Source organism: Paraburkholderia sp. AV2 (genome assembly GCF_054968425.1).
Window position 1 is genome coordinate 1 of record NZ_JBANLK010000026.1, and the last position, 26,020, is coordinate 26,020.

Consider the following 26,020-nt stretch of genomic DNA (forward strand, 5'->3'; position numbering starts at 1 on the left):
GTCGCTCACTCAAAGCTGACAGGTTCTGAATAAATTCAAAAACCTGACTTACTTTAGTGTGAGACTCTTGATACTTGTGCTTTCCGACAGACTCCGAAGAATCCACCGGCCCGCCCACCGCATCAAGCGCCCACACCTGTCGGCTGTAAATTTTTAAAGATCGTTCGCAAAAACGCCGCTAAAACTCATCAACTGCCGGCTTCTTCCTGCGTCGCTGCGTCTGCAGCAGAGAAACGAGATTATGGAGACTGCCGGGTGATCTGTCAACAGGTTTTTTACTTCGCTTAACCTGCCGCCAACCTGCCCACCACCCGGAAGACCCCGGCGCCACAAGGCTTTCGCCCCAGGCTTCCCGTCTCCCCGCGCTCTCGTCGAAAGCGCGAAAGACCGAGATTCTAGTGACCCGGTCCCCTTCTTGCAAGCGGTTTTTTTGACCTGACCATCCGGGTATCGCGCAACGCACCTGCCGATCGTCCAGTCCATCCGGATGAAGTCGATCCCAGACCGGCCTCGCTCTACTATCGCCCCGCTCCACGTCATATAGACATATACGCCTGTCGTGATGCTGCGGCACAAACCGATGGCGCGCACGGAACCGACTAGAATACGAGGTTCTCTGCATTCCAAATCACAGATTTATGCGCTCGCGAATCGCCAAACGCCTTCCTCCAGACGCCGACAAACTCGTCGGCCTGTCGCTCGCCCTGTTCGCCTCGGGCAGCCGCACCGAAGACCGATTCTGGGAGGCCAAGCTTGACACGCTGCTAGCGAAGATCGTGCGCAACGGTAACCAGACGACGCTCGACGCCGCACTCGACCATCTGCAGCAAAACCATCCGGACGCCTACGGCGCCCTGGCGGACATGGCCGAAACGCACAGCGAATCGTTCATCGTCGAGCATGAAGGCGCTCAATACGAGGCGCTGCTCATCGCCGCGCCGGTGCTCGCCTGGACACGCTACGTCATCCCGTCGGGGCCGCTGAAGGCCGACAATTCCGACGCCCTTCGCAACCATCTCCAGGCCCACGTGCTGGCAAACGGTACGCGTGTGGCGATGGCGCCCTACCTCTACAGCATCGACCAGTTGCCGCGCCATCACGTCGAAACCTGGCGCCTCGCCCAGCAGCTTTCGCACGCCGCGTTAGGCGGCGCCGCCGCAAAGATCAGTTCCGGCGAACTGCCCGAGACATCCCCCATCCTCGCCGACCCGCGCTTCCTGCTCGCCGTTGTGGCAGCACCGGTCGGCGCCCCGCTCTTCCGCTGGCAGGAAGAGGAGCACAGTTCGCGCATCGAGCGCGGCCAGTGCCTCGAACAGTGGGCAACCCAGGGCGGCGCCAATCTCGCCGTCGTGATGCCGGGCTGCGAGTTCGAATGTCTGCTGCCGGACGCGTATTACTCGGCCTGCCGCGACGCCGACGAGCGTGTACGCCCTCACACGATCCGCACGGCTGTCCGTTACCTGCTCGACACGATCGGCGGCGGCGCGCAAGACCTGCGCGCAGTTGTCGCGGGCTTCGGTGAGCGTCGCATCGACGAATATCGCATCGGCTTCACGCGCCGCGGCAGCAACGACGTCCTCTACGGTGTCGTCTGGCCGCTGTACGGGCGTGAAAACGGCGACGCCGAGATCGACGAGGAACCGACAGAAGAAGGCGCCGGCAGCGGTCCGCTCGAGGAAATCGTGGCGCTGCTGAAGGAGTCGGGCATCACCGAGATTCGCCGTCATGCCGGCCGCTTCGAGCCGGAATATTGCGACGACTGCGGCGTACCGCTCTATGCAGACCCGCTCGGCGAGATAGTCCACGCCGAGATGCCAGAAGATGCTGAGCCCGTGCAGCCACATTTCCACTAAGAAACACGTCATATTCCTACCCGGTCCCGCCTGTGCGCGGGACTTTTTTTTGCCATTTGTCTTATGCCATCTGGACAGGCCGCCACGCTGCAAGCTTTTTGTCATCATGGCGACGTGGTTCCTCGCCAAGCGGCGTGCCCAGTAAATGCGCTGTGCATTCATTTCGAGAGGGCCTCAAAAACAGGAGGGCTTGTCCATGCGGTTCGCAGTATTTAATCCGGATGCCGAACGGCGCGAAGGGCTCAAGGCCCTGCTTAGGCAAATCGACCGTCGCGCACGCTTTAACGATGCTCCCGACTGGCGCAGTGCCGAGCGCGCCATGCAGCGTTTCGCACCGGATCTGTTCGTGGTCGACTGGCATGCCGGCATTCGCGCGGGAGAGCTCCGGAATTTCGCGAATCGCTACCGTAGCCTGCCGATTGCGGTCATCGTGGACGCAGAAACGCCCCCCACCGCGGTCCGCGACCTGCTCGCGGAAGGCGCACGCGGGATCATCCGTCGGACTACCGATTCAATTTTGATCGTCAAGCTGCTCGAACTCATCCTGCTTGGCGGCAACCATCTACCGGCCGATGTCCTCGCCGCGCCATGGCCGTCGCCGCAGCCGGCGCAACAGCCGGCGAGAAGCGACACGACGACGCGCCCTCGCCGCCCCGTGGTCCACCTGTCGCCGCGTCAGCAGCAGATTCTCCGTTGCGTCCACATGGGCAGCACGAACAAGATGATCGCCCGAGCCCTCGGCATTAGCGAAGGCACCGTCAAGATCCACCTGACCAGCATCTTCCAGCAGCTTGGCGCACCCAACCGGGCGGCGGCCGTCGCGATCTACAACGGTCTGCTCGCGAACCAGCTCGAGGTGCTGCGTGTCCAGATGGACCGCGCGCCCAAACCCATGCACGGCGAGCATGGCCCTATGCCGCTGCGGCCGCGCGAAACCGATTCGTTCCGGTACCCGTTGCTGACAGGCGACACCGCGCCGCCGCTGGCGATGGCTGCGGAACCCGATTGTCCGTGGGGAGAAACCGGGTTAGCGCAGTGCAGCGAGCCTGGCCTCGACAGCGACGGCGCCGACGACAATCCACCGGGGCCACCCTGCGCACACGTTTTGTCATCCAACGAGTAATATGAAGCCATGGGGTTCCTGTATACGCCGCTTCCGCTGTGGGTCGTCATCGGTGGGTGGATTGCCGCCGTGGGCCTGCTCGCGCTCGCGGTATGGAACAACCCGTTCAAGCGTCTCCAGGACGCTACGCTCCAGCACGTATGGCTCGCGATCGTCGTAGCCGTATCCGTGCTGTGGGCGAGCAATGCATGGCTCGAAGACGGCACCGTGCTGCATCTGCTCGGCGCAACGCTCGTCGTGACGCTGTTCGACTGGGACCTCGCACTCGTTGCGATGGCGGCGGTCGTCGCACTCGCGGCGCTCGTCTTCGACACGCCCTGGGACGGCGTCGCGCTCAGCTTCCTCGTATTCGGCGCCTTTCCGGTCGGAGTTTCGGCTTTGCTGCAACGAGCCTGCATCGCGTGGCTGCCGCGCAATCTCTTTATGTTTATCGTAGGTCAAGGCTTCGTCTCTCCGGCGATTGCCGTGGCCTGCGCAGCGTATCTCGCGCTCGGTACTCATATCGCCCTGAACGGCGACTCGATGGTCGTCGTGCCGGTCGGTTATGCCTTCAGCGTGTTCCTGCTGGCATCCGGCGAGGCCTGGTTCACTGGCATGGCTACGGCATTGATCGCCGTCTATCGACCGGCCTGGGTCACGACCTACGACGTGCGGCGATACCGGCTAGGCGGTCCACGCACCTGAGAACGCCCTCCGAAGATCAGGTCGTCTCTGCGCTACACACCAGTCTTCGCATCGCGCGTAGCGCCGCAGCACGAAGCGGTCTCGTGCACACCGTCCCGGCGACGGCACGGCCTTACGTAGGCACAAAATAATTGTTTCAGAATTGAACTCGCCCACGCATCGCAAGCTCTTATTGAGCCTGACGTCCCACCCCGCTTCGACATTAACCAGATGGACCGCAATTCCGCATCTCGCCGGTTGCTGACAATGGCCGGCCGACTGGCAGCATGCGCCGCAAGCCTCGCGCTTGCCCTCGCACTGCCCGCCAAGGCCGATCAACTCGATCAGCACAACGACCTGGTCAACACCTACATCAACCAGATGCATGCCGATCCGCTGGTCGCCGACTGCGCCGCGCATGGCAACTTCGTCGCCAGCACCTCGACGGCGCTCGACCACGTCGAGTTTCCCCCCTCGTCGTTCGATACCGCCCATGCCACCGTCACCCCATGGAACGATTCGTTCGACGAAGGTAAGCAGCGCGTGAAGGTCGATACGATCGTGACGGTCGACGGCATCGGGATTCCGCACGATAGCGACGCTTCGCCCTACGACCTCAAGTTCCGCTGCGGCTACGTGGGCAATCAGATGCTCGCCTTCAGCTGGAACGACCCCGTACCGCCGGCGCGCGCTCGTGCGGAGACCGGCGGGTCGTCGCACAGCAATGCGCACGGGCATGGCAAGCACTCAACGAAGAAGTCGACGGGCAAGACTTCGAAAAAAGGCACATCGAACAAGTCGAGCCGCAAGCCGGGTTCGTCCTCGAAGAAGACAACCGCGAAAAAGACAGCCTCGAAAAAGACAACGACGGCCCAATAACCGCCCACCGGCGCGGGCCAGCAAAAAGGGGGAAGCGACCTGGATCGCTTCCCCCTTTTCTCGTCTACCCCGCTCGTTACGCGAACGTCTCGACGTGATGCAGGATGGCCTGCAGCATCGCTGCGCCAAGCGCGGCGCTGCGCTCGCCATTCCAGCCCACGCGCTCGTCCGGCAGGTTGGCGTTGTCCTTGAACGGCATCTCCAGCGTCAGCGAAAGGCAGCCGTAGCGGTGGCCGATGTATTTGGACGCGAGCTTGAGCGCGTCCTCCCGGTAGCGGCTCGACTCGTAGCCGTGCTGGTCCTGAAAGTCAGGGCTCGCGATCTTGAACGCGTCGATAAACGCCTTTTGTTCGACACGCTGCTGCCCGGTGAAGCCCGGCAGCATCTCCGAACCGGCAACGAATACGTACGGCAGCGACTCGTCGCCATGGATGTCGAAGAAGAGATCGACGCCCGTGGCCTCGATCGCCTCTCGCACCACCAGCACCTCCGGGCTGCGCTGCGCGTCCGGCTCCATCCATTCGCGGTTCAGGTTCGCCCCGGCTGCATTCGTGCGCAGGTTGCCGTGCACGCTGCCATCGGGGTTCATGTTCGGCACGATGTGGAACACCGCGCGGTCGTAGAGCTTGCGCGCCACCGGGTCGCCCGCCCAGTCGCCCCAACCGGCGAGCCGCTTCACGAGCCCTTCGACGAACCACTCGGCCATCGTTTCTCCCGGATGCTGGCGCGCGATGATCCAGACCGTCTTCTTCGGCTTGCCGTCCGGTGTGGTGTCGCCCGCCGTGCCGAGCGTGAGCAGCGACATGGGCCGCCCCTCTCCCGTCTGGCCGAGTTCGGTCAGCGTGGCATGAGGCAGTTGCTGCAGTGCGCCGAGGAACTCCGAATGACGCTCCTCGCTGTACGGCTCGAAGTACGCGTAATAGACGCGATCGAAATCGGGCGTATGGTCGATCGTGAGCTTCTGGCCGTCGTACGAAGTCGGCACGCGGAACCAGTTCACGCGGTCGTAGCTCGCCGCCGCCTGGTAATTGCGCCATCCCTCCGGAAATGCGCAGGCCGCCGCGTTCTCGAACGTCATCACGCAGCGCTCGCCGCGCGCGCCCGAGAGCCGGAAGTAGAACCACTGCGCGAACTCCGACTGATTGTCGGAGCGCACACGCAGGCGGATATCGTCGGCGCGTCCGCACGACAGGACTTCGATCGCGCCGGCGTCGAACTGGCTGGTAATGGCTAGGGTCATGACGGTTCCTCTCGCTTATTCGGCAATGCGCCGGCGAAATATCCAGGTCGAGTCGTTGGATGCATCGGCATCGAATGCGTAGCCTTCGGCGTCGAAACCCTTGAGCGCCTGAGGCTCCGAGATGCGATGCTCGACCGCATAGCGCGCCATCAGGCCGCGCGCACGCTTTGCGTGGAAGCTGATGACCTTGTAGCGGCCACCCTTCCAGTCCTCGAACACCGGTGTGATAACCGGCGCCGCCAGCTTCTTGGGCTTGACCGACTTGAAATACTCGTTCGACGCGCAGTTCACGAGCACGCGCGCACCCTTCGTACGCCGGGCGTTATGGTCGAACTGGGCGTTCAGTGCGTGGGTGATGCGCTCGCCCCAGAAGGCATAAAGATCCTTGCCGCGCGCATTCTCGAAACGCGTGCCCATTTCGAGGCGATAAGGCTGCAGCAGGTCGAGCGGGCGCAGCAGACCGTAGAGGCCCGAGAGCACGCGCACGTGCTGCTGTGCGTAGTCGAGATCGGCGGCGGAGAGCGAGCGGGCCTGAAAGCCCTCGTACACATCGCCGTTGAACGCGAGCACGGCCTGCTTCGCGTTGGCCTGGCTGAACTGTTTCGACCAGTCGGCGTAACGCTGGAAATTCAGCCGTGCGAGCGGATCGGATAGGCTCATGAGCGTGCCGATCTGCTGCGGCGAAAGACGGCGCAGGCCGTCGATCAGTTCGGCCGCGTCGTCGACGAAGTCGGGAATCGTGTGGGTTTCGACGTGCGCCGGCGTGTCATAGTCGAGCGATTTGGCCGGCGACAGAACGATTATCATAGAGCGCTTGCAATGTCCAAAGGCGAAAGCCCGATTGTAGCGAATGTCCAGAATGACCGGTTTTCCGCCCCAGGCGCCCGCCCACGCCATCTCGGTAGTCCTCGATTCGAATGTGTGGATCGACATCCTCGTGTTCGACGATCCGCATACGCGTCCGATACGCGCCGGCCTTGAAAGCGGTGCGCTTGGCGCCGTGATCGACGCACGCTGCCTCGCCGAACTCGCGTATGTCCTCGACTACCCCCAGTTCGCAGGACGCGGCATCGAAAAGGCCGACGCGCTCGCCGCCATCTCGCGCCTCGCGCGTGAAATCGTGCCGCCCGCGCTCCCCGACGACGCGCGGCCCCTGCCGCAATGCCGCGACCGGGACGACCAGAAGTTTCTCGAACTCGCGCGCGCGAGCGGCGCGGCCTGGCTCGTCTCGAAGGATCGCGCCGTGCTCAAGCTCGCGCGGCGCATGGCGCGCGACTTCGGCTTTCGCGTGGCAACGCCTGGCGTCTTCGTTGCCGAAACGGGGCTTGAAGCAGGATTTGAAGCGGGACTTGAAGCGAGGCTCGACGGCACCGGAACCGACGCTACCTGAAGCCAGTCAACGGGCACTCCCGGAACAAGCGCAGGACACCCGCACGAACCCGCGCCGATTTGCCTAAAATCAGACTTTCCCGCTCAACCCAGACCCACTGCCCGTCCGCGCCATGAACGCACCGCACTCGTCGAACGAATCGCCCGCCACGCCGCTCACGCCCTCATTTCCTTCGCGTCTGCCGAACGTCGGCACGACGATCTTCACGGTGATGAGCGCGCTCGCCGCTGAAAAGGGCGCAGTCAATCTGGGCCAGGGCTTTCCCGACTTCGACTGCGACACGCGCATCGTCGATGCCGTCGCGCAGGCCATGCGCAGCGGCCACAACCAGTACCCGCCGATGGCGGGCGTGCCGACGCTGCGCGAAGCCATCGCCGACAAGATCGCCCAGGTGTACGGCCGTCGCTACGACGCGGCGAGCGAGATCACGGTGACGGCAGGCGCGACCCAGGCGATCCTCACGGCGATCTTGTGCGCGGTTCACCCCGGCGACGAAGTGATCGTAGTCGAGCCGACCTACGACAGCTATCTGCCGTCGATCGAGCTCGCGGGCGGCAAGCCCGTATTCGTCACGCTGGAGGCGCCCGACTACGCCATTCCGTTCGACCGCCTGGCCGCCGCCATCACGCCGAAGACGCGCCTCATCCTCATCAACACGCCGCACAACCCGACGGGCACCGTATGGCGCGCCGAGGACATGCGCAAGCTCGAAGCCATCGTGCGCGGCACCAGCGTGCTGATCCTCTCCGACGAAGTCTACGAACACATGGTCTACGACGGCGCGCCGCACGAGAGCGTCGCGCGCTATCCAGAACTGGCGGCGCGCAGCTTCATCGTGTCGAGCTTCGGCAAGACCTATCACGTAACCGGCTGGAAAGTGGGGTACGTCGCCGCGCCCGCGCCGCTCACCGCGGAATTCCGCAAGGTCCATCAGTTCAACGTGTTCACGGTGAACACGCCGATGCAGGTGGGTCTTGCGCAGTATCTGCGCGACCCGAAGCCGTATCTGGAGTTGCCGGCGTTCTATCAGAAGAAGCGCGATTTCTTCCGCGCAGGCCTCGCGAACACACGCTTCAAACTGCTGCCGTGCGAGGGCACGTACTTCCAGTGCGTCGATTACTCGGCGATCAGCAGCCTTTCCGAAGCCGAGTTCTCGAAGTGGCTCACGACCGAGATCGGCGTGGCCGCGATCCCCGTGTCGGCGTTTTATCGCGAGCCGCACGAATCGGGCGTCGTGCGCTTTTGCTTCGCAAAGCAGGAAAGCACGCTCGCGGCCGCGCTCGAACGGCTCGCGCGGCTCTAACGGCATCCATGCGCGATGAATCCGCGGACGACATGGCGTTCCCGATCATCGCGCGACGCAGCGAGGCGCTGCGCACGCGAGGCGCACCGCGTACGCCTCGCGACCGTTGCACTGCCGTTACGAGTTCGCGTCGATATACGCCTTGCGATCCGCGTTGACGCGCTGCGCCGACGGCCGCTCACCCACCAGCTGCGCGTACGGCTTCCAGTCGATGCCGGCCTCGACCACCATATCCTCGCCATAGACCCGCTGCGTCGCCCTCGCGACGAGCGGCAAGCTCACGTAGGCCGCCGTGTCGACCACGCCGAACCGCTCGCCCGCCACATACGGCGTGAACTTCGCGAGACGCCTGAAGGCCGCGAGATAGCGGCGCAGACGCTTTTGCGCCGTCGCCTTGACCTCGTCGCTCACCTTGCCGCCGAAGAACGCCTCGCTGTAGAGTTCGCGCGCTTCGAGTTCAAGGTGCGTTTCGACGAAGGTGATCAGTTCGCGCTCCTTCGCGGCCTCCCACAGATCCGCGGAGAAAATCCGCTTCTCGGGGTAGCGTGCGTTCAGATATTCGACGATGACCGCCGATTCGCACAGAAAGCCATGCTCCGTTTCGACGAACGGCACCTTTCCTGCGGGCGAGTGCGCAAGCAAGGCCTCGTCGAGCGGGAGCTTGTTGAAAACTTCCTCGAAGGGAATACCGTGCTCGAGCAGCACGAGCTTGACCTTGTTGTAGTAGTTCGAGAGCGCGAATCCATGCAGCTTGATCATCCTCATTCCTCCTTGGGGTCAGGCGACTGCCGATACAACGTCGCCGATCTGTTTTCGTGAAAATGTACGACCGTGCTATTCTAGGACAATCATGGAGCGAAGTTTCTAATGGCTTCCCATCATTTCAACATTGAGACACCTGGCAAAGCCAACGAACCGAACGAGGCCCGCGTATGAGCGCCGAACTCCGCAGTGCACGGCCGCAAGGCCATGAATCGACGCTCGTCCTGACGCTGTCGAATCCCGGCGCGCGCAATGCGCTGCATCCCGACATGTACGCCGCCGCCATCGAAGCGTTCGACGCCGCCGAGCGCGATGCCTCGCTGCGCGCGATCGTGCTGACCGGCGCCGATCATTTCTTCTGTGCAGGCGGCAATCTGAACCGCCTGCTCGAAAACCGCGCGAAAGATCCGTCGGTGCAGGCCGCCAGCATCGACACGCTCGCGAGCTGGGTCACGGCGATGCGCCAGTGCAGCAAGCCGATCATCGCCGCGGTGGAAGGCGCGGCGGCGGGCGCCGGCTTCTCGCTGGCGCTGGCCGCCGACCTCGTCGTCGCCGCCGAAGACGCGAAGTTCGTCATGTCGTATTCGCGCGTGGGCCTCACGCCCGACGGCGGCGGCTCGTGGTTCCTCGCACGCGCGCTGCCCCGTGCGCTCGCGACCGAACTGATGCTGGAGGCCAAGCCGATCGGCGCGGCGCGCCTGGCGGAGCTCGGCGTCGTGAACCGTCTCGCGAAGCCGCACGGAGCGCTCGACGCCGCGCTGGCCTGGGCCGACGACCTCGCGAAGGTCTCGCCGAACTCGGCCGCGCGCATCAAAGGCCTCGTCAATGCGGCGGAAACCCAGCCGCTTGCCGACCAGCTCCTTGCCGAGCGCGAGAGCTTCGTCGCCTCGCTGCATCATCGCGACGGGCTGGAAGGCATTACGGCGTTCCTCGAAAAACGTGCTCCAGTCTACAAGTAAATGAGCGGCTTCCAGATGCCCACGCGCCGGCGCATTTTTCTGATGCGGCATGGCGACGTCACCTACTTCGACGGCTCGGGCCGCGCGATCGACCCCGACACGGTGCCGCTCAACGAAAACGGCCGCGCTCAGGCAACGGCCGCCGGCCGGGCGTTCGCGTCGCAGAACGTGCGCTTCGACCGCGTGATCGTGAGCGGCCTCAGGCGCACGGTCGAGACGGCACAGCTTGTGCTCGCCGAAACGGGTCAGCAGATCGAGCTCGAAGTCCAGCCGGCGTGGGAAGAGATACACGGCGGACGTCTTGCCGAGATCCCGCCCGACGAAGTGGAGAGCGCCTTCCTGCGCGTATTCGAAGGCATCGTGCCTGAAACCACGCGTTTTCTGGGCGGCGAAACGGTGGGCGAGCTGCTCGACCGCGTGCTGCCCGAAGTCGCGAAGCTGCGCGCCGATCCGTCCTGGGACACCGCGCTGCTCGTGCTGCACGGCGGCGTGAACCGCGCGATCCTTTCGCATGCGCTCACGGCGGGAGGCCGCACGTTCTTCGGACATCTGGCGCAGGCCACCGGCTGCATCAATGCGCTCGACGTCGGCTCGGCGCCCGCAGACTGGGTCGTGCGCCTGCTCAATTTCTCGCCGCCGTCGCCGCTCCATCGCGACGTGCGCAACACCTCGATGGAAATGCTCTACGCGCAATTTTTGCGCTACCGCCCACAGGGCTAGCGCTCGGCGCCCGAACAGCATAAGGGAGACAGACATGGCGCAAGCCACCCCGGATGGAGACGCCCCGAAGCAACCCGACTACTCGGCATTCGAGGGCACGCGCCCCGTCGCCGAACGCCAGCGCTTCGACACCGAGGCGCTCGCCGCCTGGCTGGCCGCCCACGTCGATGGGTTCGCCGGGCCGTTGACGGTCGAACAGTTCGCCGGCGGCCAGTCGAATCCCACTTTCAAGCTCGTCACGCCAACGCGCACCTATGTGATGCGCGCCAAGCCGGGGCCGAAGGCCAGGCTGCTGCCGTCGGCGCACGCCATCGAGCGCGAATACCGCGTGATGGCCGCGCTCGGCAACACCGACGTGCCCGTCGCCAGGATGCTCGCGCTGTGCGAAGACGAAGCCGTGATCGGCCGCGCGTTCTACGTGATGGAATTCGTCGAGGGCCGCGTGCTGTGGGACCAGTCGCTGCCCGGCATGACGCGCGCGGAACGCGCGGCGATCTACGAGGAAATGAACCGGGTGATCGCCGCGCTGCACAACGTGAAGCCGGAGGCAATCGGGCTCGGCGATTACGGCAAGCCCGGCAATTATTTCGCACGCCAGATCGATCGCTGGAGCCGCCAGTATCAAGCGTCGGAGACCGAACCGATCGAGGCAATGCATCGCCTGATCGAGTGGCTGCCGCAGCACATGCCCGACGATACGGGCTCGCGCATCTCGGTCGTGCACGGCGACTACCGGCTCGACAACCTGATCTTCCACCCCACCGAGCCGCGCGTGCTCGCCGTGCTCGACTGGGAGCTCTCGACACTGGGCGACCCGCTTGCCGACTTCTCGTACCACTGCATGGCCTGGCACGTCGATCCGGCGCAGTTTCGCGGCATAGGCGGACTCGACTGGGCCGCGCTCGGCATTCCGGACGAAGAGGACTACGTACGGCGCTATCGCGAGCGTACCGGCCTCGAGATTCGTGGTGACTGGAACTTCTACCTGGCCTACAACATGTTCCGCATCGCCGCGATCCTGCAGGGCATCATGAAACGCGTGGTGGACGGCACGGCGGCGAGCGCCCAGGCCGCCGACGCAGGCAGCCGCGCGCGGCCGATGGCGGAACTCGCGTGGCACTACGCGCAGCAGGTCCGTTGACACCGCGATACCGATAGCGGCACGACAGCTCATTTCAAGGCGAGGTCACAGATGAACTTCGATTACACCCCGAAAGTTGAGGCACTGCGCAAGAGACTGCTCGCGTTTTTCGACGAGCACATTTACCCGAACGAGTCCGTCTATCACGCGGAAGTCGAGCGCAATCGCGCGAACGGCAACGCGTGGGTGCCGACGGAAATCGTCGAGAAGCTGAAGATCAAGGCGCGCGAAGCGGACCTGTGGAACCTGTTCCTGCCCGATTCGACGCGAGGCGCCGGCCTGACGAACCTGGAGTACGCGCCGCTGTGTGAAATCATGGGCCGCGTGTACTGGGCGCCGGAGGTGTTCAACTGCAGCGCGCCCGACACGGGCAACATGGAGACCATCGAGCGCTACGGCACCGAGGAACACAAGCGCCAGTGGCTCCAGCCGCTGCTGGAAGGACAGATCCGCTCGGCGTTCCTGATGACGGAGCCCGACGTCGCCTCGTCCGACGCGACCAACATCCAGACCCGCATCGAACGTGACGGCGACGAGTACGTGATCAACGGCACGAAGTGGTGGTCGTCGGGCGCCGGCGACCCGCGCTGCGCGATCTACATCCTGATGGGCAAGACCGATCCCGAGGGGCCGCGCCACGCGCAGCAGTCGATGATCCTCGTGCCGGCCGACACCGCCGGCATCACCGTGCGCCGCCCGCTGACGGTGTTCGGCTACGACGACGCCCCGCACGGCCACATGGAGATCGCGCTCGAAAACGTCCGAGTGCCCGCCTCGAACATCCTGCTGGGCGAAGGCCGCGGCTTCGAGATCGCTCAGGGGCGTCTCGGGCCGGGCCGCATCCATCACTGCATGCGCCTGATCGGCCTCGCCGAGCGCGCGCTCGAACTGATGGCGAAGCGCGCGTTGACGCGTGTGGCGTTCGGCAAGCCGGTGGCCCAGCAGACGGTCACGCAGGAACGCATTGCCGAGGCGCGCTGCATGATCGACCAGGCGCGCCTCCTCACGCTCAAGACCGCGTACATGATGGACACGGTCGGCAACAAGGGCGCGCGCGGAGAGATCGCGATGATCAAGGTGGTGGCGCCGAACATGGCCTGCCAGGTAATCGACTGGGCGATGCAGGTGCACGGCGCGGCGGGTGTGAGCGGGGACTTCCCGCTCGCCTACGCGTACGCCTCGGCGCGCACGCTGCGTTTCGCGGACGGTCCCGATGAGGTCCACCGCAATGCCATCGCCAAGCTCGAACTGGCGAGGCATATGGACGCCGATGCCGCCTCGCGCGTCGAGATGCCGGTCACGCGGTCCTGAAGCGGCGCCCCGCCTGCCCGGCTGCGATCTGTGCGCCGGGCGGGCGCCGTGATCCCCACGGTCATTGCCCATTCGGCCGATGGCCCTGACGTCAACGCGGACTCCTGTTCGCCCTCGGCAGCGCCCGCCGAACTATGCTAATTTCCGCGAGATCCGGCGAGGCGCCAAAGGCACGCCCGCCGCCCTTCTATCGCGCCATGGAGCCACGATGATCGACGTCTACAGTTGGGCCACGCCGAACGGCCACAAAGTCCACATCATGCTGGAAGAGACCGGCCTGGCGTACCGGGTGCATCCGGTCGATATCGGCGCGGGCGACCAGTTCCAGCCGGACTTCCTCGCCATCAGCCCGAACAACAAGATTCCGGCGATCGTCGATACGGAAGGTCCGGCGCGCGAGGACGGCAAGCCGTTTTCGCTGTTCGAATCGGGCGCCATCCTCATCTATCTCGCCGCGAAGACCGGCAAGTTCATGCCCGAGGATCTCGCCGCGCGCTACGACGTGCTGCAGTGGGTGATGTTCCAGATGGGTGGCCTCGGGCCGATGCTCGGTCAGGCGCACCACTTCCGCATTTACGCGCCGGAGAAGATCGAGTACGCCGTCAATCGCTACACGAACGAAGCCAAGCGGCTCTACAACGTGATGGATACGCAGCTCGGCAAGACCGAATATCTGGCAGGCAATGAGTACACCATCGCCGATATCGCCGCGTTCCCGTGGACGCGTTCGTGGCAAAACCAGGGCATCGACCTCGACGCGCTGCCGAACGTGAAGCGCTGGCACGAAGCCATTGCGGCGCGCCCGGCGGTCAAGCGCGGCGTCGAGGTGCTGGCTTCGGCGCGCAAGCCGATTACCGACGACAAGGCACGCGAGGTCTTGTTCGGCGCGACGCAGTACAAGAAGCACTGAGCACCGCGCGCGCAAACGGACTCTGCAAAAAAGGGGCGCCCGGCCTTCACGGCCGGACGCCCCTTCTTCATTCATCGCGCCTGGATGCGCTCAGAAATAGTGCCGCGTGAGAAACTCCGCGACGCACGCGGGCCGCTCGCCACCTTCGCGCTCGATGGTCACGTCCCACGTTACCTGTACGCCGCCGTCGCCGACCTCGCTCACTTCCTTCACGCCGAAGCGCGCCCGCACCTTCGCTCCCACGGGCACCGGTGAAGTGAAGCGCACGCGGTTGAGCCCGTAGTTGACGCCCATGCGCTGACGCATCTGCACGGTCTGTTCGAGCAGCGCCGGGATCAGCGAAAGCGTGAGAAAACCATGCGCGATCGGACCGCCGAACGGCGACTCGCGGCGCGCGCGTTCCGCGTCGACGTGAATCCACTGATGGTCGCCGGTGGCATCGGCAAAGCCCAGTACCTGCGGCTCGCCTACTTCGATCCAGCCGCTCACGAACGGCGCGCCGCCTGCAAGCGCGCGCAGCGCGGCAAGGTCGGCGATCTGCACGATACCGCTCTCGCTCACGATGCGCTCCCGGTTTGGCCCACGCCAGGATGGCGCAATCCGAACAGCCCTTTCGAGCGCACCGTCACGACGGTCTCGCCGTGCTGGTTGACGCCTTCCCAGCGCGTTTCGACGATACCGCGATCGGGCTTGCTCTCCGACACGCGCTTGCTGACGATGGTGTTCTTCATCGTCAGCGTGTCGCCGACGCGCGTCGGCTTGAGCCAGCGGATCTCGTCGACGCCGGGCGAGCCCATCGAGGTCGAATCGCGCAGGAAGTGGCGCACGAGCAGCCCCATCATGACCGAGCACGTGTGCCAGCCGCTCGCCACGAGGCCGCCGAACATCGACGCCTCGCCGCCCGCCTCGCTCACGTGGAACGGCTGCGGATCGAACTGCTCCGCGAAATGCACGATCTCGTCGCGCGTGAACGTATGCGAGCCGACTTCATACGTCTTGCCCACTTCCAGGTCTTCGTAGCTCAAGCCCATCGTTGCTTCCCTCGCTGCTGCCGCGGTGTTCACGCCGCCGCCTTCGCAAAGCCCGGCAGCGCGGCGAACCGCTCCAGATGATGATCGACGTCGCCAAGCGTCGTGTCGATGATCGTGAGGCGCTTGAACAGATGCGCCGCGGCGACCTCGTTGGTGACACCCATGCCACCGTGCAGCTGCACGGCCTGCTGGCCGACGTAACGCGCCGCCTGCCCCACGCGCACCTTCGCGGCGGAAATCGTGCGGCGGCGCTCGTCCGGCGACTCGCTACTGTAACGCGCCGCGGCAAGATACGTGAGCGAGCGCGCCTGCTCGGCGTGGATCAACATTTCGGCCATGCGATGCTGCAGCGCCTGGAAACGCGCGATCGGCACGCCGAATTGCTGACGCGTTTTCGTGTACTCGACGGTCGCGTGATTGAGCGCATCCATCGCGCCGACGGCTTCCGCGCACAGCAGGAAGGTCGCGTAGTCGGCGATCTGCTCGAGCGTTGCCGCGCCCACCGAGGCATCGCCCAGACGCCGCGCGGGCGTGCCGTCGAACCTCAGCGTCGCGGCACGCTGGCCATCGATCGTGCGGTAATCGCTCACTGCAACACCCTCGGCGTCGCGGGCCACGACAAACAGCGCGATGTCGCCACCAAGACGCGCCGGCACGATCCAGTAGTCGGCCTGAGCGCCATGCTGCACGACGGACTTGGCGCCCGAAAGCGCAAAGCCGTTGCCGGTTTCCTTTGCCATGGTCTCGATCGAGAACAGGTCGTAACGCGCATCGGGCTCGTGAAACGCCACGGCAACGCGCGCCTCGCCTGCTGCCACGCGTTCGAGCAGTTGCGCGTTCTCGGGCTGCGCGGTTCCCGCCAGCCTGAGCGCCTCGACACCCACCGCCGTCGCCCAGTAAGGCTCGACCACGAGCGCGCGGCCAAGCTCCTGCATGACGACCAGCATGTCGAACGGCGTGCCGTCGAAGCCGCCCTGGTCCGCCGGCACCGGCAGCGCCGTGAGACCGAGTTCGACGAACGCGCTCCAGTGGTCGGCCGAGACACCTTCAGCCGTCTTCACGATCGCCTGGCGCGCTTCGAAGCCGTAGTTCTTGTCGAGATAGCGACGCAGTGCGTCGGTGAGTTGCTGTTGCTCTTCGGTGAAATTGAAGTTCATGCGCCGCTCCTCAAAGCCCCAGGATCATCTGCGAGATGATGTTCTTCTGGATTTCGTTCGACCCGCCGTAGATCGACGTCTTGCGATAGTTGAAGTAGTAAGCCGCGAGCGGGGCCGCATCATCGTCGCCGCCGGCCGCATGTGCGTCTTCGCCTTCGAGGAAGGCCGGATCGAACGGTGCGGCGAGCGGGCCGACCGCGTCGACCATCAGCTCGGTCAGCGCCTGCTGGACCTCGGTGCCCTTGATCTTGAGCATGGACGCCTCGGGACCGGGCCCGCGCCCGGCGCCTTCGCTCGCGATCACGCGTTCGACGGTCACCTCGAGCGCCATCAGCTCGATCTCGACGGCGGCGACGCGCGCCGCGAAGAGCGGGTCTTCGAGCAACGGCTTGCCGTGCTTCTTTTGCTTGAGCGCGAGCTTCTTGAGGAACGCGAGTTCGCGCTTCGAGGCGCCCACGCGCGCGATGCCGGTGCGCTCATGACCGAGCAGATACTTCGCGTACGTCCAGCCGCGGTTCTCCTCGCCCACCCGATTTTCGACGGGAACCTTCACGTCCTCGAAGAACACTTCGTTCACCTCATGCTCTTCGTCGAGCATGATGATCGGACGCACGGTGATGCCTGGCGTCTTCATGTCGACCAGCAGGAACGAGATGCCTTCCTGCTTCTTCGCAGCCGGATCGGTGCGCACGAGGCAGAACATCATGTCGGCGTGCTGGCCCAGCGTGGTCCAGGTCTTCTGGCCGTTCACGACGTAGTGATCGCCCGAATCGTCCTGGACCCGGACGGCGCGCGTGCGCAGCGAAGCGAGGTCGGACCCGGAGCCGGGTTCGGAGTAGCCCTGGCACCACCAGTCGGTTCCCGCCAGGATGCGCGGCAGATAGTAGCGCTTCTGCGCTTCGTTGCCATACTTCATAATCACCGGCGCGACCATCGACACGCCGAATGGCAGCACCGGCGGCGCGCCGATGCGTGCGCACTCCTCGTCCCAGATATGACGCTGAGCGGTGTCCCAGCCCGGGCCGCCGTACTCCACGGGCCACGCGGGCGCGGACCAGCCGCGTTGACCGAGCAGCTTGTGCCAGCTCGCGATGTCGTCACGACTCAGACGTTTGTGGTTGAGAATCTTCTCGCGCGCGGCTTGAGGCACGTTAGCCTCGAGCCAGGCGCGGATTTCGGCGCGGAATGCGTCGTCGGCGGGGGAATAATCGAGATCCATGCGCAGTGTCTCCTGGCCGCGGCCGGTGCGGGACAACCCCGCGCCGCGGCGAAGACCCGCAGGATTACTGCAGCGAGTCCTTCAGCGCGGCCGGAACCGGCAGCGGCATCACGTCGATGCCTTCTTCGACGAGGGCTTGCGCATCTTCCGCGGAAGCGACTCCGCGGATGTTGCGCGACGGCGCTTCGTTGTAGTGAATACGCCGTGCCTCCTCGGCGAAACGGTCGCCCACGTTCTCCGTCTTCTCCAGGACCTCGCGCAGTGCGCGCATCGCCTTAGCCTGCCAATGCGCCGCGCCATCCGGGGCAGGCCGCTGGCTCGCCTCGGCGGCACCCGACAAATTTAGCCGGGGTGCGGACGGCAGGCGGCTCACTTCCTTGGCGCCGCACATCGGACATTCGACCAGCTTGCGAGAAAGCTGCGACTCGAAGTCGTCAGCGGACGCGAACCAGCCTTCGAACCGATGGCCGTCTGGACACTGTAAATCGAGAACCTTCATGGGGAATCGGGGCTTGGCAACGAGTGTAGCGCAAAATGACGATTTGTGAACGACCGTTCGTAAATTTTCCGGCAGGCCGTTCTCGGCGTAACCATTTATTGTAGCGCTGCGTAGCTTGCGCCGCTCATGCCCTCAACCCTGCTCGATCTTGCCCAGCGGCCAGGTTCCCGAGAGTGCCTTCTCGAGCCAGAACGTGCCGATGATCGTCTTGACGTCGGTGATCTTGCCGTTGCGCACCCATTCGAGCAGTTCCGGCACGGTCGCCGTGAACGTCTCCAGGAACTCGCCTTCGTCGAGCTTCGCCTCGCCCGCGGTCAAACCGCGCGCGAGATAGATGTCGATGAATTCCGTCGAGTACGAGATGACCGGATGAATCTGGGTCAGGTAGAGATACTCGCGCGCCGTATAGCCCGTTTCTTCCTGAAGCTCGCGTTTCGCGCAGGCCAGCGCTCCTTCCTGCGGGTCGAGCTTGCCGGCCGGAAACTCGGTCATCACGCGCGCGAGCGGATAACGGTATTGACGCTCCATCAGCACGCGGCCGTCGTCGAAAAGGGGGATCACCATCACGGCGCCTGGGTGCACGACGAATTCGCGCGTCGCGTGCTTGCCGTCGGGCAACGCTACCGTGTCGCGTTTGAGGGTCAGGAAGTTACCCGAATAGAGCGTCGTGCTTTGCACGCACGTCTCGGCAAGTGCCGGGTCGTGTTTCTGATGTTCAGCCATTTTGAACCTCTGGATAGCGCACAGATGCGGCAGTGCAAAGAGAGTGCCCGCGCCTCATGACAAAACGAGGCGCGTGGGACGCAGATTACGCCGGGCGGCGCTTGACGAGATATTGCCAGGTGAAGCCGGGGAACGCGAACACCACGAACAGGCTGAACGTGATGGCGTAGAACTGCCAGCCCTGATCGAACCGGTTGCCGGCGCGCGCTTCGAACATGAACCCGAACGCGCCGACCACAAAATACAGCACGATCAGTTCGGCGATGCGCAGCCACGCGCTCTTCTTCTGGGTGCGCAGCGACACGACGCCGAACAGCCGTTGATTGACGAACGGCAGGTTGGCGCCGGCGAGCGCCAACAGCACGATAAACCAGCCCGCTGCCGACATTACAGCGGCAGCGTATGCGCGACGGCTCGCAGGCAGAGCGACATCAGCGGACCAGGAAGGATGCCGAGCACCAGCACGGCCGCACCGTTGACCGTGAGCAGCGCGCGGTTGAACGTATGGCCTTCGATCGGCGCCGTGTCGTTCGGCGCGTCGAAGTACATCAGCTTCACGATACGCAGGTAGTAGAACGCGCCGAACAGCGACGTGATCACCGCAAGAATCGCGAGCCAGGTCAGGCCGGCGTCCATCGTCGCTTCGAGCACCGCGAGCTTCGCGTAGAAGCCCACCGTCGGCGGAATGCCGGCGAGCGAGAACATCATGAGCAGCATGACGAACGCGAACACTGGGCTGCGCTGATTCAGGCCCTTGAAGTCGTCGAGCGTTTCGGCTTCGAAGTCGCGGCGCGTCAGCAGCATCACGATACCGAACGCGCCGAGCGTCGTAAGCAGATAGATGATGCTGTAGAACATGGCCGAACTGTAGGCGCTGGCCGCCCCGCTCGCCTTGCCGTCCACGATGCCGGCCAGCAGGCCGAGCAGCACGAAGCCCATGTTCGAGATCGCCGAGTACGCCAGCATGCGCTTGACGTTGCGCTGAACGATACCCGTGATGTTGCCGACGATCATCGAAAGCGCGGCGAGGATGATGAGCATTTCCTGCCAGTCGACGGCGAGCGGCAAAAGTCCCATCACGAGAAAGCGCACGGCCCACGCGAAAGCCGCGACCTTCGGGCCGCCGCCGGTAAGCAGCGTCATTGCCGTTGGCGCGCCCTGATAGACGTCAGGCACCCACATGTGGAACGGCACCGCGCCCATCTTGAACGCCACGCCCGCGACGACGAACACCACGCCGAACAGCAGCACGATGTCGTTGATGTGGCCCGACGCCACGGCCTTGAGCACTTCGTTCAGTTCGAGCGAGCCGGTCGCGCCATAGAGCATCGAGATGCCGTACAGCAGGAAGCCCGAAGCGAGCGCGCCGAGCACGTAGTACTTCATCGCGGCTTCGTTCGACTGGCCGGTATCGCGGCGAATCGCGATCACGGCGTAGAGCGAGAGCGACATCAGCTCGAGGCCGAGATAGAGCGTGAGGAAGTTGTTGCCCGAGATCATGACGAGCTGACCGAGCAGCGAGAACATGCCGAGCAGGAAGAACTCGCCCCGGAACATGTCCCGGTCTTCCAGGTACTTGCGCGAATAGACGATCGACACGGCGTAGCCGAGCGACACGACCGCTTTCATCGCGCTGGCGAACGCATCGACCACGTACATCCGCGAGAAGTAGTAGTACACGTGCGGATCGAACGCATTCGCCGCGAACCAGATGCCGGCCACGAGCGTGGACAGCAGTGCGATGAGGTACGTCGTCTTGCGGCCCGAGGGACCGGTGAACGTGTCGTTGAGCCACGCGACGACGACGGCGGTCATCACCAGCGCGTCGGGCAGCAGTTCGTTCATAGGGGCGTTTGGCATAATCTTTAAGTCCTCCGCTCGGTATTACTGCGACAGCGGCAGCTTCGACACTGCGACGTGGGAGAGGAGGTTATCCACTGAAACGTGCATCACATCGGTAAAGGGCTTCGGGTAGATGCCCATGAAAAGCGTCAGCAGCGCGAGCACTGCCAGCATGAGGTACTCGCGACGGTCGATGTCCTTCAGATCGCGGACGTGGTCGTTCACGACCGCGCCGAAGTACACGCGCTTGTACATCCACAACGTATAGGCCGCGCCGAGTATCAGCGTGAACGCTGCCGCGAAAGCGATCCAGAAGTTGAACTGCACCGCGGCCAGAATCACCATGAACTCGCCGACAAAGCCCGACGTGCCCGGCAAGCCGCAGTTGGCCATGGCGAACAGCATCACGAGCGCGGCGAACTTCGGCATCGTGTTGACGACGCCGCCGTAATCGGAGATCTGGCGCGTATGCATGCGGTCGTACAGCACGCCGATACAAAGGAACATGGCGCCCGAAACGAAGCCGTGCGAGATCATCTGGATGATCGAGCCTTCCATCGCCAACTGCTGGGATGGGCCGAACATAAAGAAGCCGAGCGTGACGAAGCCCATGTGGGCGATCGACGAGTACGCCACCAGCTTCTTCATGTCCGCCTGCACCATCGCGACCAGTCCGATATAGATGACCGCAATGAGTGACAGCGTGATGATGAACGGCGCGAGATAGTGACTCGCGTCGGGCGTGATGGGCAGCGAGAAGCGCAGGAAACCGTACGCGCCGAGCTTCAGCATGATCGCGGCCAGCACGACCGAACCGCCCGTGGGCGCCTCCACGTGCGCGTCCGGCAACCACGTATGGATCGGGAACATCGGCACCTTCACCGCGAAGGCGAAGAAGAACGCGATGAAGAGCAGGATCTGCGGCGTCATGCCGAGTCTCGCGGCCTGCCACGTGGCGAGATCGAAGGTGTGCGTCTCGCGGTACATGTACAGCAGCGCGACCAGCATCAGGAGCGAACCGGCCAGCGTATAGAGAAAGAACTTGAACGCCGCGTACACGCGATTCGGGCCGCCCCAGATACCGATGATGATGTACATCGGGATCAGCGTGGCTTCGAAGAACACGTAGAACAGCAGGCCGTCGGCGGCGCAGAAGACGCCGATCATCAGCCCCGACAGGATCAGGAACGCCGCATAGTATTGCGCAACGTTCCTCTGGATGACCTGCCAGCCCGCGATCACGACGATCACGGTCATGAGCGACGTCAGCACGACGAACCACATCGCGATGCCGTCGATGCCCAGGTGATAGGCAATATTGAACCGCTCGATCCAGACCGACTTCTCCTCGAACTGCAGGGCAGCCGTGGTCGTGTCGAAGCCCGAAACGAGCGGAAGCGTGACGAGGAAACTCAGCACAGAACCGATGAGCGCGAGCCAGCGGTCCGCGCTCGAGCTCCGAAGGGAACCCACTACCAGAACTACGATGCCGAACAGGATCGGCAGCCAGATCGCAATACTTAGAATCGGATATGTGTGCATTCAGTTTCCCTCGCCTTATTTGCCGCCGAGCGTTACAAACAGGGTCAGGAGGCCGAGCATACCAATGATCATGGCAAATGCGTAGTGATAGATATAGCCGGATTGCAGGAATCGAATAACAGTTGCAAACCAGCCGATAAACTTGGCGCTCCCGTTCACGACGCCGTCGATCACGACGACATCGCCCTCCTTCCACAGACCGCGACCGATCGCGACCGCTCCGCGAGCGAAGACGATTTCGTTGATCTTGTCGAGGTAATACGCGTTAGCCAGCAGCTTGTAGACCGGCGAGAACGTACGCGACACGACGGCCGGCAGATCTGGGCGCTTCATATAGAAGAACCACGCCACCACCACGCCCGCGAGCGCGAGCCACACCGGCAGGCCGGAGAATGCATGCGCACCCATCGCGGCCCAACCCTGGAACTCCTGACTCATGTCGGCAAGTCCCGGGTGGTTCTGGCCGATGAAGATGACGTTCTGGAACGCCACGCCCGGCGAGAAAAAGCCGCCGTAGAGCAACGGCTGGATCGCATAGGCGCCCGAAATCACCGAAGGAATCGCGAGCAGAACGAGCGGCACCCAGATCACCCACGGCGACTCGTGCGGCTCGTGCGCATGGTGGTGATCGTCGTGGTCGTGGCCGCCATGGGCCGCCGCATGGGCTGCCTGCGCGGCCTCGATGCCCATCGGCGACTCGGGATGCTTTGGACCGCGGAAGCGCTCGGCGCCATGGAACACGAGGAAATACATGCGGAACGAGTACAGCGCCGTCACGAACACGCTCGCGACCACCGCGAAGTACGCGAAGCCCGAACCTGCCAGGTGCGAGGCCTTCACCGCATCGATGATCGAATCCTTCGAATAGAAGCCCGAGAAGAACGGCGTGCCGATCAGCGCGAGCGAGCCGATGAGCGAGGTGATCCACGTGATCGGCATGTATTTGCGCAGACCACCCATGTTGCGCATGTCCTGATCGTGGTGCATGCCGATGATGACCGAACCCGCGGCGAGGAACAGCAGCGCCTTGAAGAACGCGTGCGTCATCAGGTGGAAGATCGCGACCGGATAGGCCGACACGCCGAGCGCCACGGTCATGTAGCCGAGCTGCGAGAGCGTGGAGTACGCGACCACGCGCTTGATGTCGTTCTGGACCACGCCAAGGAAGCCCATGAAGAGCGCGGTGATGGCGCCGATCACGACGATGAACGAGAGCGCCGTTTCCGAGAGTTCGAAGAGCGGCGACATGCGCGCGACCATGAAGATACCGGCCGTCACCATGGTTGCCGCGTGAATCAGCGCGGAGATCGGCGTCGGGCCTTCCATCGAGTCGGGCAGCCAGACGTGCAGCGGAAACTGCGCCGACTTGCCCATCGCGCCGATGAAGAGGCAGATACAGGCCACCGTAAGCAGGTTCCACGAGGTGCCTGGGAACGTCAGCGTGGCGAGCTCGTTACCCTTCGCGAACACGTCGCTGTAGTTCAGCGAGCCGCCATAGGCAAGCAGGAGACCGATGCCGAGCAGGAAGCCGAAGTCGCCCACGCGGTTCACGAGGAACGCCTTCAGGTTCGCGTAGATGGCGCTTTCACGCTTGAAGTAGAAGCCGATCAGCAGGTACGAGACGAGGCCCACCGCTTCCCAGCCGAAGAACAACTGCAGGAAGTTGTTGCTCATCACGAGCATCAGCATCGAGAAGGTGAAGAGCGCGATGTACGAGAAGAAGCGCTGGTAGCCGTCCTCGTCCGCCATGTAGCCGATGGTGTAGATGTGCACCATCAGCGACACGAAGGTCACGATGACCATCATGAGCGCCGTGAGCGAGTCGACGAGGAAGCCAACTTCGAACTTTAGCCCGCCAACCGACATCCATTCGTACACGGTCGCGTTGAAGCTCGCGCCGCCGAGCACGTCGAGCAGCGTGATGCACGAGAGCACGAACGCGATCGCGACGCCGAGAATGGTGACCGTATGCGCACCCGCGCGGCCCACGGTCTTGCCGAAGAGACCGGCAATCAGGGAGCCGGCAAGGGGTGCCAGCGGAATCGCCAGCAACAGGGATTCGTTGAGTGTTGTTGCCATAGCCGCCTGCCTTAGCCTTTGAGCTGATCGAGATCCTCGACGTTGATCGTGTCGAGGCTGCGGAACAGAGTCACAAGAATAGCCAGACCAATCGCGGCTTCCGCTGCCGCAACCGTTAGCACGAAGAACACGAAAATCTGTCCGTGTATATCACCCAGATAGTGCGAGAACGCGACGAAATTCGTGTTCACCGCCAACAGCATCAGCTCGATCGCCATCAGGATGATGATGACGTTGCGCCGATTCAGAAAAATGCCGACGATCGAGATCGCAAAAAGGATCGCGCCGAGGACGAGATAATGGGCCAGGGTCAACATGGTTCGCTCCTCCGCGCTTTAAGCCTTGGTACCGGCCGGGGCGTCGCCCGCGGCGGCGCCATCGGTTGCCTGCACCGTTTCCGGCACTTCCTTCTCCGGCTGCATCTTCACGAGGCGCACGCGATCCTGACGGCGCACGCTCACCTGCTTCGCGACGTCCTGGCGCTTGGAGTCCTTCGGCTCGCGCACGGTCAGCGCAATCGCCGCGACGATCGCCACGAGCAGCACGAGACCCGCCACTTCGAACGCGAAAATGTAGTCGGTATAAATGATCTTGCCGATCAGATGCGTGTTCGACACGGCCGTTGCGGCAGCGGCCGACGTATCGGGCACGGGCTGCAAGGTCGCGCCGTAACCACGCCACAGGATCAGCGCGGTCTCGACCACGATGATGCCGCCCACGATGGTCGCCACCGGAATGAAGCGCTTGAAGTCGCGGCTCAGCACGTCGACGTTGATGTCCAGCATCATCACCACGAACAGGAACAGCACCATCACCGCGCCCACGTAGACGAGCACCAGCAGGATCGCGAGGAATTCCGCCTCGAGCAGCATCCAGATCGCGGCCGCGTTGAAGAACGCCAGAACGAGGAAGAGCGCCGACGCAACGGGGTTGCGCGACGTGATCACCTTCAGCCCTGACAACGTCAGCAGCAGGGCGAAGATGTAAAACAGGACGGTCGTGAATTCCATGATTACGGGTTCATCGTTGAGGCCATCTTAAGGCGGGTTGCGCGGCGCAGGCTGGCGGCCAGACCAGGGAGCGTCGCGCCGCGGCGTTTCGGGCTGGGGAAAGGTGCCGTTTTCCGGCACAGCCCTTCCCCACAGCCGGCCCCGCCGCGGGCCGATGCAGCGTCAAACTGAATATCAACGGTACGGTGCATCCGCTGCCTTGTTTGCTGCGATCTGTGCTTCGTAGCGATCGCCAACAGCCAGCAGCATGTCCTTCGTGAAATACAGATCGCCACGCTTCTCGCCGTGATACTCGAGAATGTGCGTTTCGACGATCGAATCGACCGGGCAGCTCTCTTCACAGAACCCGCAGAAGATGCACTTGGTCAGGTCGATGTCGTAACGTGTCGTGCGGCGCGTGTTGTCCTCGCGCACCTCGGATTCGATCGTGATCGCGAGCGCGGGACACACGGCCTCGCACAGCTTGCACGCGATGCACCGCTCTTCGCCGTTCTCATAGCGGCGCAGCGCGTGCAGGCCGCGAAAGCGCGGCGAGATGGGTGTCTTTTCTTCCGGGAACTGCACGGTGAACTTGCGCTTGAAGGTATAACGGCCAGTCAGCGCGAGACCTTTGAGAATCTCGGTCAGAAAAAACGTCTTGAAGAAGTTTTGGATAGCGTTCATT

27 protein-coding genes are annotated in these 26,020 nt (G+C 63.7%); 11 read left to right on the forward strand and 16 right to left on the reverse strand.

Annotated features, from left to right (window positions below; all coding sequences use genetic code 11):
* Positions 1-638: 638 nt before the first annotated feature.
* From V8683_RS18340 to V8683_RS18355, 4 genes are all read left to right on the forward strand, one after another.
* Positions 639-1,853 (forward strand): DUF2863 family protein, encoded by a 1,215-nt coding sequence (locus tag V8683_RS18340; RefSeq protein WP_411190069.1) that lies wholly within the window; start codon positions 639-641, stop codon positions 1,851-1,853.
* Positions 1,854-2,049: 196 nt separating this feature from the next.
* Complete coding sequence (locus V8683_RS18345) at positions 2,050-2,976, forward strand: helix-turn-helix transcriptional regulator (protein ID WP_411190070.1); 927 nt, start codon at positions 2,050-2,052, stop codon at positions 2,974-2,976.
* Between the two features lie 9 nt (positions 2,977-2,985).
* A complete protein-coding gene (locus tag V8683_RS18350) occupies positions 2,986-3,660 on the forward strand; it encodes an energy-coupling factor ABC transporter permease (RefSeq protein ID WP_411190071.1) in 675 nt (224 codons plus the stop codon).
* Between the two features lie 210 nt (positions 3,661-3,870).
* Positions 3,871-4,518 carry a BspC domain-containing protein gene (locus V8683_RS18355; protein WP_411190072.1) on the forward strand — a complete coding sequence of 216 codons (648 nt, stop codon included), beginning with the start codon at positions 3,871-3,873 and terminating at the stop codon, positions 4,516-4,518.
* Between the two features lie 76 nt (positions 4,519-4,594).
* On the opposite strand, the gene V8683_RS18360 is transcribed toward V8683_RS18355, so the two are convergent.
* Together V8683_RS18360 and yaaA are read right to left on the reverse strand one after the other, a co-directional pair.
* Entirely contained in the window at positions 4,595-5,758 is a 1,164-nt protein-coding gene (locus tag V8683_RS18360) for a M14 family metallopeptidase (RefSeq protein WP_411190073.1), read from the reverse strand.
* A gap of 15 nt (positions 5,759-5,773) precedes the next feature.
* Positions 5,774-6,565, reverse strand: a complete 792-nt coding sequence (gene yaaA / locus V8683_RS18365; RefSeq protein ID WP_411190074.1) for a peroxide stress protein YaaA — start codon at positions 6,563-6,565, stop codon at positions 5,774-5,776.
* A 52-nt stretch (positions 6,566-6,617) separates the two neighbouring features.
* Between yaaA and V8683_RS18370 the strand changes: the two genes are divergently transcribed.
* On the forward strand, positions 6,618-7,148 hold the full coding sequence (locus V8683_RS18370; protein ID WP_411190579.1) for a putative toxin-antitoxin system toxin component, PIN family: 531 nt from the start codon (positions 6,618-6,620) through the stop codon (positions 7,146-7,148).
* 112 nt (positions 7,149-7,260) lie between these two features.
* Entirely contained in the window at positions 7,261-8,451 is a 1,191-nt protein-coding gene (locus V8683_RS18375; RefSeq protein ID WP_411190075.1) for a pyridoxal phosphate-dependent aminotransferase, read from the forward strand.
* Positions 8,452-8,568: 117 nt separating this feature from the next.
* Here the strand turns inward: V8683_RS18375 and V8683_RS18380 are convergent, their stop codons facing one another.
* The gene (locus V8683_RS18380) at positions 8,569-9,210 is read right to left on the reverse strand and encodes a glutathione S-transferase family protein (RefSeq protein ID WP_411190076.1); all 642 of its coding nucleotides are present in this window, start codon (positions 9,208-9,210) and stop codon (positions 8,569-8,571) included.
* A gap of 173 nt (positions 9,211-9,383) precedes the next feature.
* On the opposite strand from V8683_RS18380, the gene V8683_RS18385 reads away from it, so the two are divergent.
* The 5 genes from V8683_RS18385 to V8683_RS18405 all read left to right on the forward strand — a co-directional run bounded on the left by V8683_RS18385 (position 9,384) and on the right by V8683_RS18405 (position 14,254).
* Positions 9,384-10,172, forward strand: a complete 789-nt coding sequence (locus V8683_RS18385; RefSeq protein ID WP_411190077.1) for an oxepin-CoA hydrolase, alternative type — start codon at positions 9,384-9,386, stop codon at positions 10,170-10,172.
* Positions 10,173-10,892, forward strand: a complete 720-nt coding sequence (locus V8683_RS18390) for a histidine phosphatase family protein (RefSeq protein ID WP_411190078.1) — start codon at positions 10,173-10,175, stop codon at positions 10,890-10,892.
* Positions 10,893-10,926: 34 nt separating this feature from the next.
* The gene (locus V8683_RS18395; RefSeq protein ID WP_411190079.1) at positions 10,927-12,033 is read left to right on the forward strand and encodes a phosphotransferase; all 1,107 of its coding nucleotides are present in this window, start codon (positions 10,927-10,929) and stop codon (positions 12,031-12,033) included.
* Positions 12,034-12,084: 51 nt separating this feature from the next.
* A complete protein-coding gene (locus V8683_RS18400) occupies positions 12,085-13,344 on the forward strand; it encodes an acyl-CoA dehydrogenase family protein (RefSeq protein ID WP_411190080.1) in 1,260 nt (419 codons plus the stop codon).
* Between the two features lie 208 nt (positions 13,345-13,552).
* Positions 13,553-14,254 (forward strand): glutathione binding-like protein, encoded by a 702-nt coding sequence (locus V8683_RS18405; RefSeq protein WP_411190081.1) that lies wholly within the window; start codon positions 13,553-13,555, stop codon positions 14,252-14,254.
* A 90-nt stretch (positions 14,255-14,344) separates the two neighbouring features.
* Here the strand turns inward: V8683_RS18405 and V8683_RS18410 are convergent, their stop codons facing one another.
* The 13 genes from V8683_RS18410 to nuoI form a co-directional block, all read right to left on the reverse strand.
* Positions 14,345-14,815 carry a MaoC family dehydratase gene (locus V8683_RS18410; protein WP_411190082.1) on the reverse strand — a complete coding sequence of 157 codons (471 nt, stop codon included), beginning with the start codon at positions 14,813-14,815 and terminating at the stop codon, positions 14,345-14,347.
* The gene (locus V8683_RS18415) at positions 14,812-15,285 is read right to left on the reverse strand and encodes a MaoC family dehydratase (protein WP_411190083.1); all 474 of its coding nucleotides are present in this window, start codon (positions 15,283-15,285) and stop codon (positions 14,812-14,814) included. Before V8683_RS18415 ends, V8683_RS18410 begins: the two co-directional genes overlap by 4 nt.
* A 29-nt stretch (positions 15,286-15,314) precedes the next feature.
* Positions 15,315-16,442 carry an acyl-CoA dehydrogenase family protein gene (locus tag V8683_RS18420; RefSeq protein ID WP_411190084.1) on the reverse strand — a complete coding sequence of 376 codons (1,128 nt, stop codon included), beginning with the start codon at positions 16,440-16,442 and terminating at the stop codon, positions 15,315-15,317.
* A gap of 10 nt (positions 16,443-16,452) precedes the next feature.
* On the reverse strand, positions 16,453-17,661 hold the full coding sequence (locus V8683_RS18425; protein WP_411190085.1) for an acyl-CoA dehydrogenase family protein: 1,209 nt from the start codon (positions 17,659-17,661) through the stop codon (positions 16,453-16,455).
* Positions 17,662-17,725: 64 nt separating this feature from the next.
* On the reverse strand, positions 17,726-18,160 hold the full coding sequence (locus V8683_RS18430; protein WP_411190086.1) for a DUF1178 family protein: 435 nt from the start codon (positions 18,158-18,160) through the stop codon (positions 17,726-17,728).
* Between the two features lie 132 nt (positions 18,161-18,292).
* Complete coding sequence (locus V8683_RS18435) at positions 18,293-18,883, reverse strand: NUDIX domain-containing protein (protein WP_411190087.1); 591 nt, start codon at positions 18,881-18,883, stop codon at positions 18,293-18,295.
* A gap of 85 nt (positions 18,884-18,968) precedes the next feature.
* Entirely contained in the window at positions 18,969-19,271 is a 303-nt protein-coding gene (locus V8683_RS18440) for a DUF2818 family protein (RefSeq protein WP_411190088.1), read from the reverse strand.
* Positions 19,271-20,743 (reverse strand): NADH-quinone oxidoreductase subunit NuoN, encoded by a 1,473-nt coding sequence (nuoN, locus tag V8683_RS18445; RefSeq protein ID WP_411190089.1) that lies wholly within the window; start codon positions 20,741-20,743, stop codon positions 19,271-19,273. The genes V8683_RS18440 and nuoN overlap by 1 nt, the downstream gene beginning before the upstream one ends.
* A gap of 24 nt (positions 20,744-20,767) precedes the next feature.
* Positions 20,768-22,267, reverse strand: coding sequence for an NADH-quinone oxidoreductase subunit M (locus tag V8683_RS18450; RefSeq protein WP_411190090.1), 1,500 nt, complete (start codon positions 22,265-22,267; stop codon positions 20,768-20,770).
* A 15-nt stretch (positions 22,268-22,282) separates the two neighbouring features.
* Positions 22,283-24,346, reverse strand: a complete 2,064-nt coding sequence (gene nuoL / locus V8683_RS18455) for an NADH-quinone oxidoreductase subunit L (protein WP_411190091.1) — start codon at positions 24,344-24,346, stop codon at positions 22,283-22,285.
* 11 nt (positions 24,347-24,357) lie between these two features.
* A complete protein-coding gene (gene nuoK, locus V8683_RS18460; protein ID WP_027795463.1) occupies positions 24,358-24,663 on the reverse strand; it encodes an NADH-quinone oxidoreductase subunit NuoK in 306 nt (101 codons plus the stop codon).
* A gap of 18 nt (positions 24,664-24,681) precedes the next feature.
* A complete protein-coding gene (locus V8683_RS18465) occupies positions 24,682-25,356 on the reverse strand; it encodes an NADH-quinone oxidoreductase subunit J (RefSeq protein WP_411190092.1) in 675 nt (224 codons plus the stop codon).
* A 174-nt stretch (positions 25,357-25,530) separates the two neighbouring features.
* Positions 25,531-26,019, reverse strand: coding sequence for an NADH-quinone oxidoreductase subunit NuoI (gene nuoI / locus V8683_RS18470; protein WP_411190093.1), 489 nt, complete (start codon positions 26,017-26,019; stop codon positions 25,531-25,533).
* Between the last annotated feature and the right edge of the window lies 1 nt (position 26,020).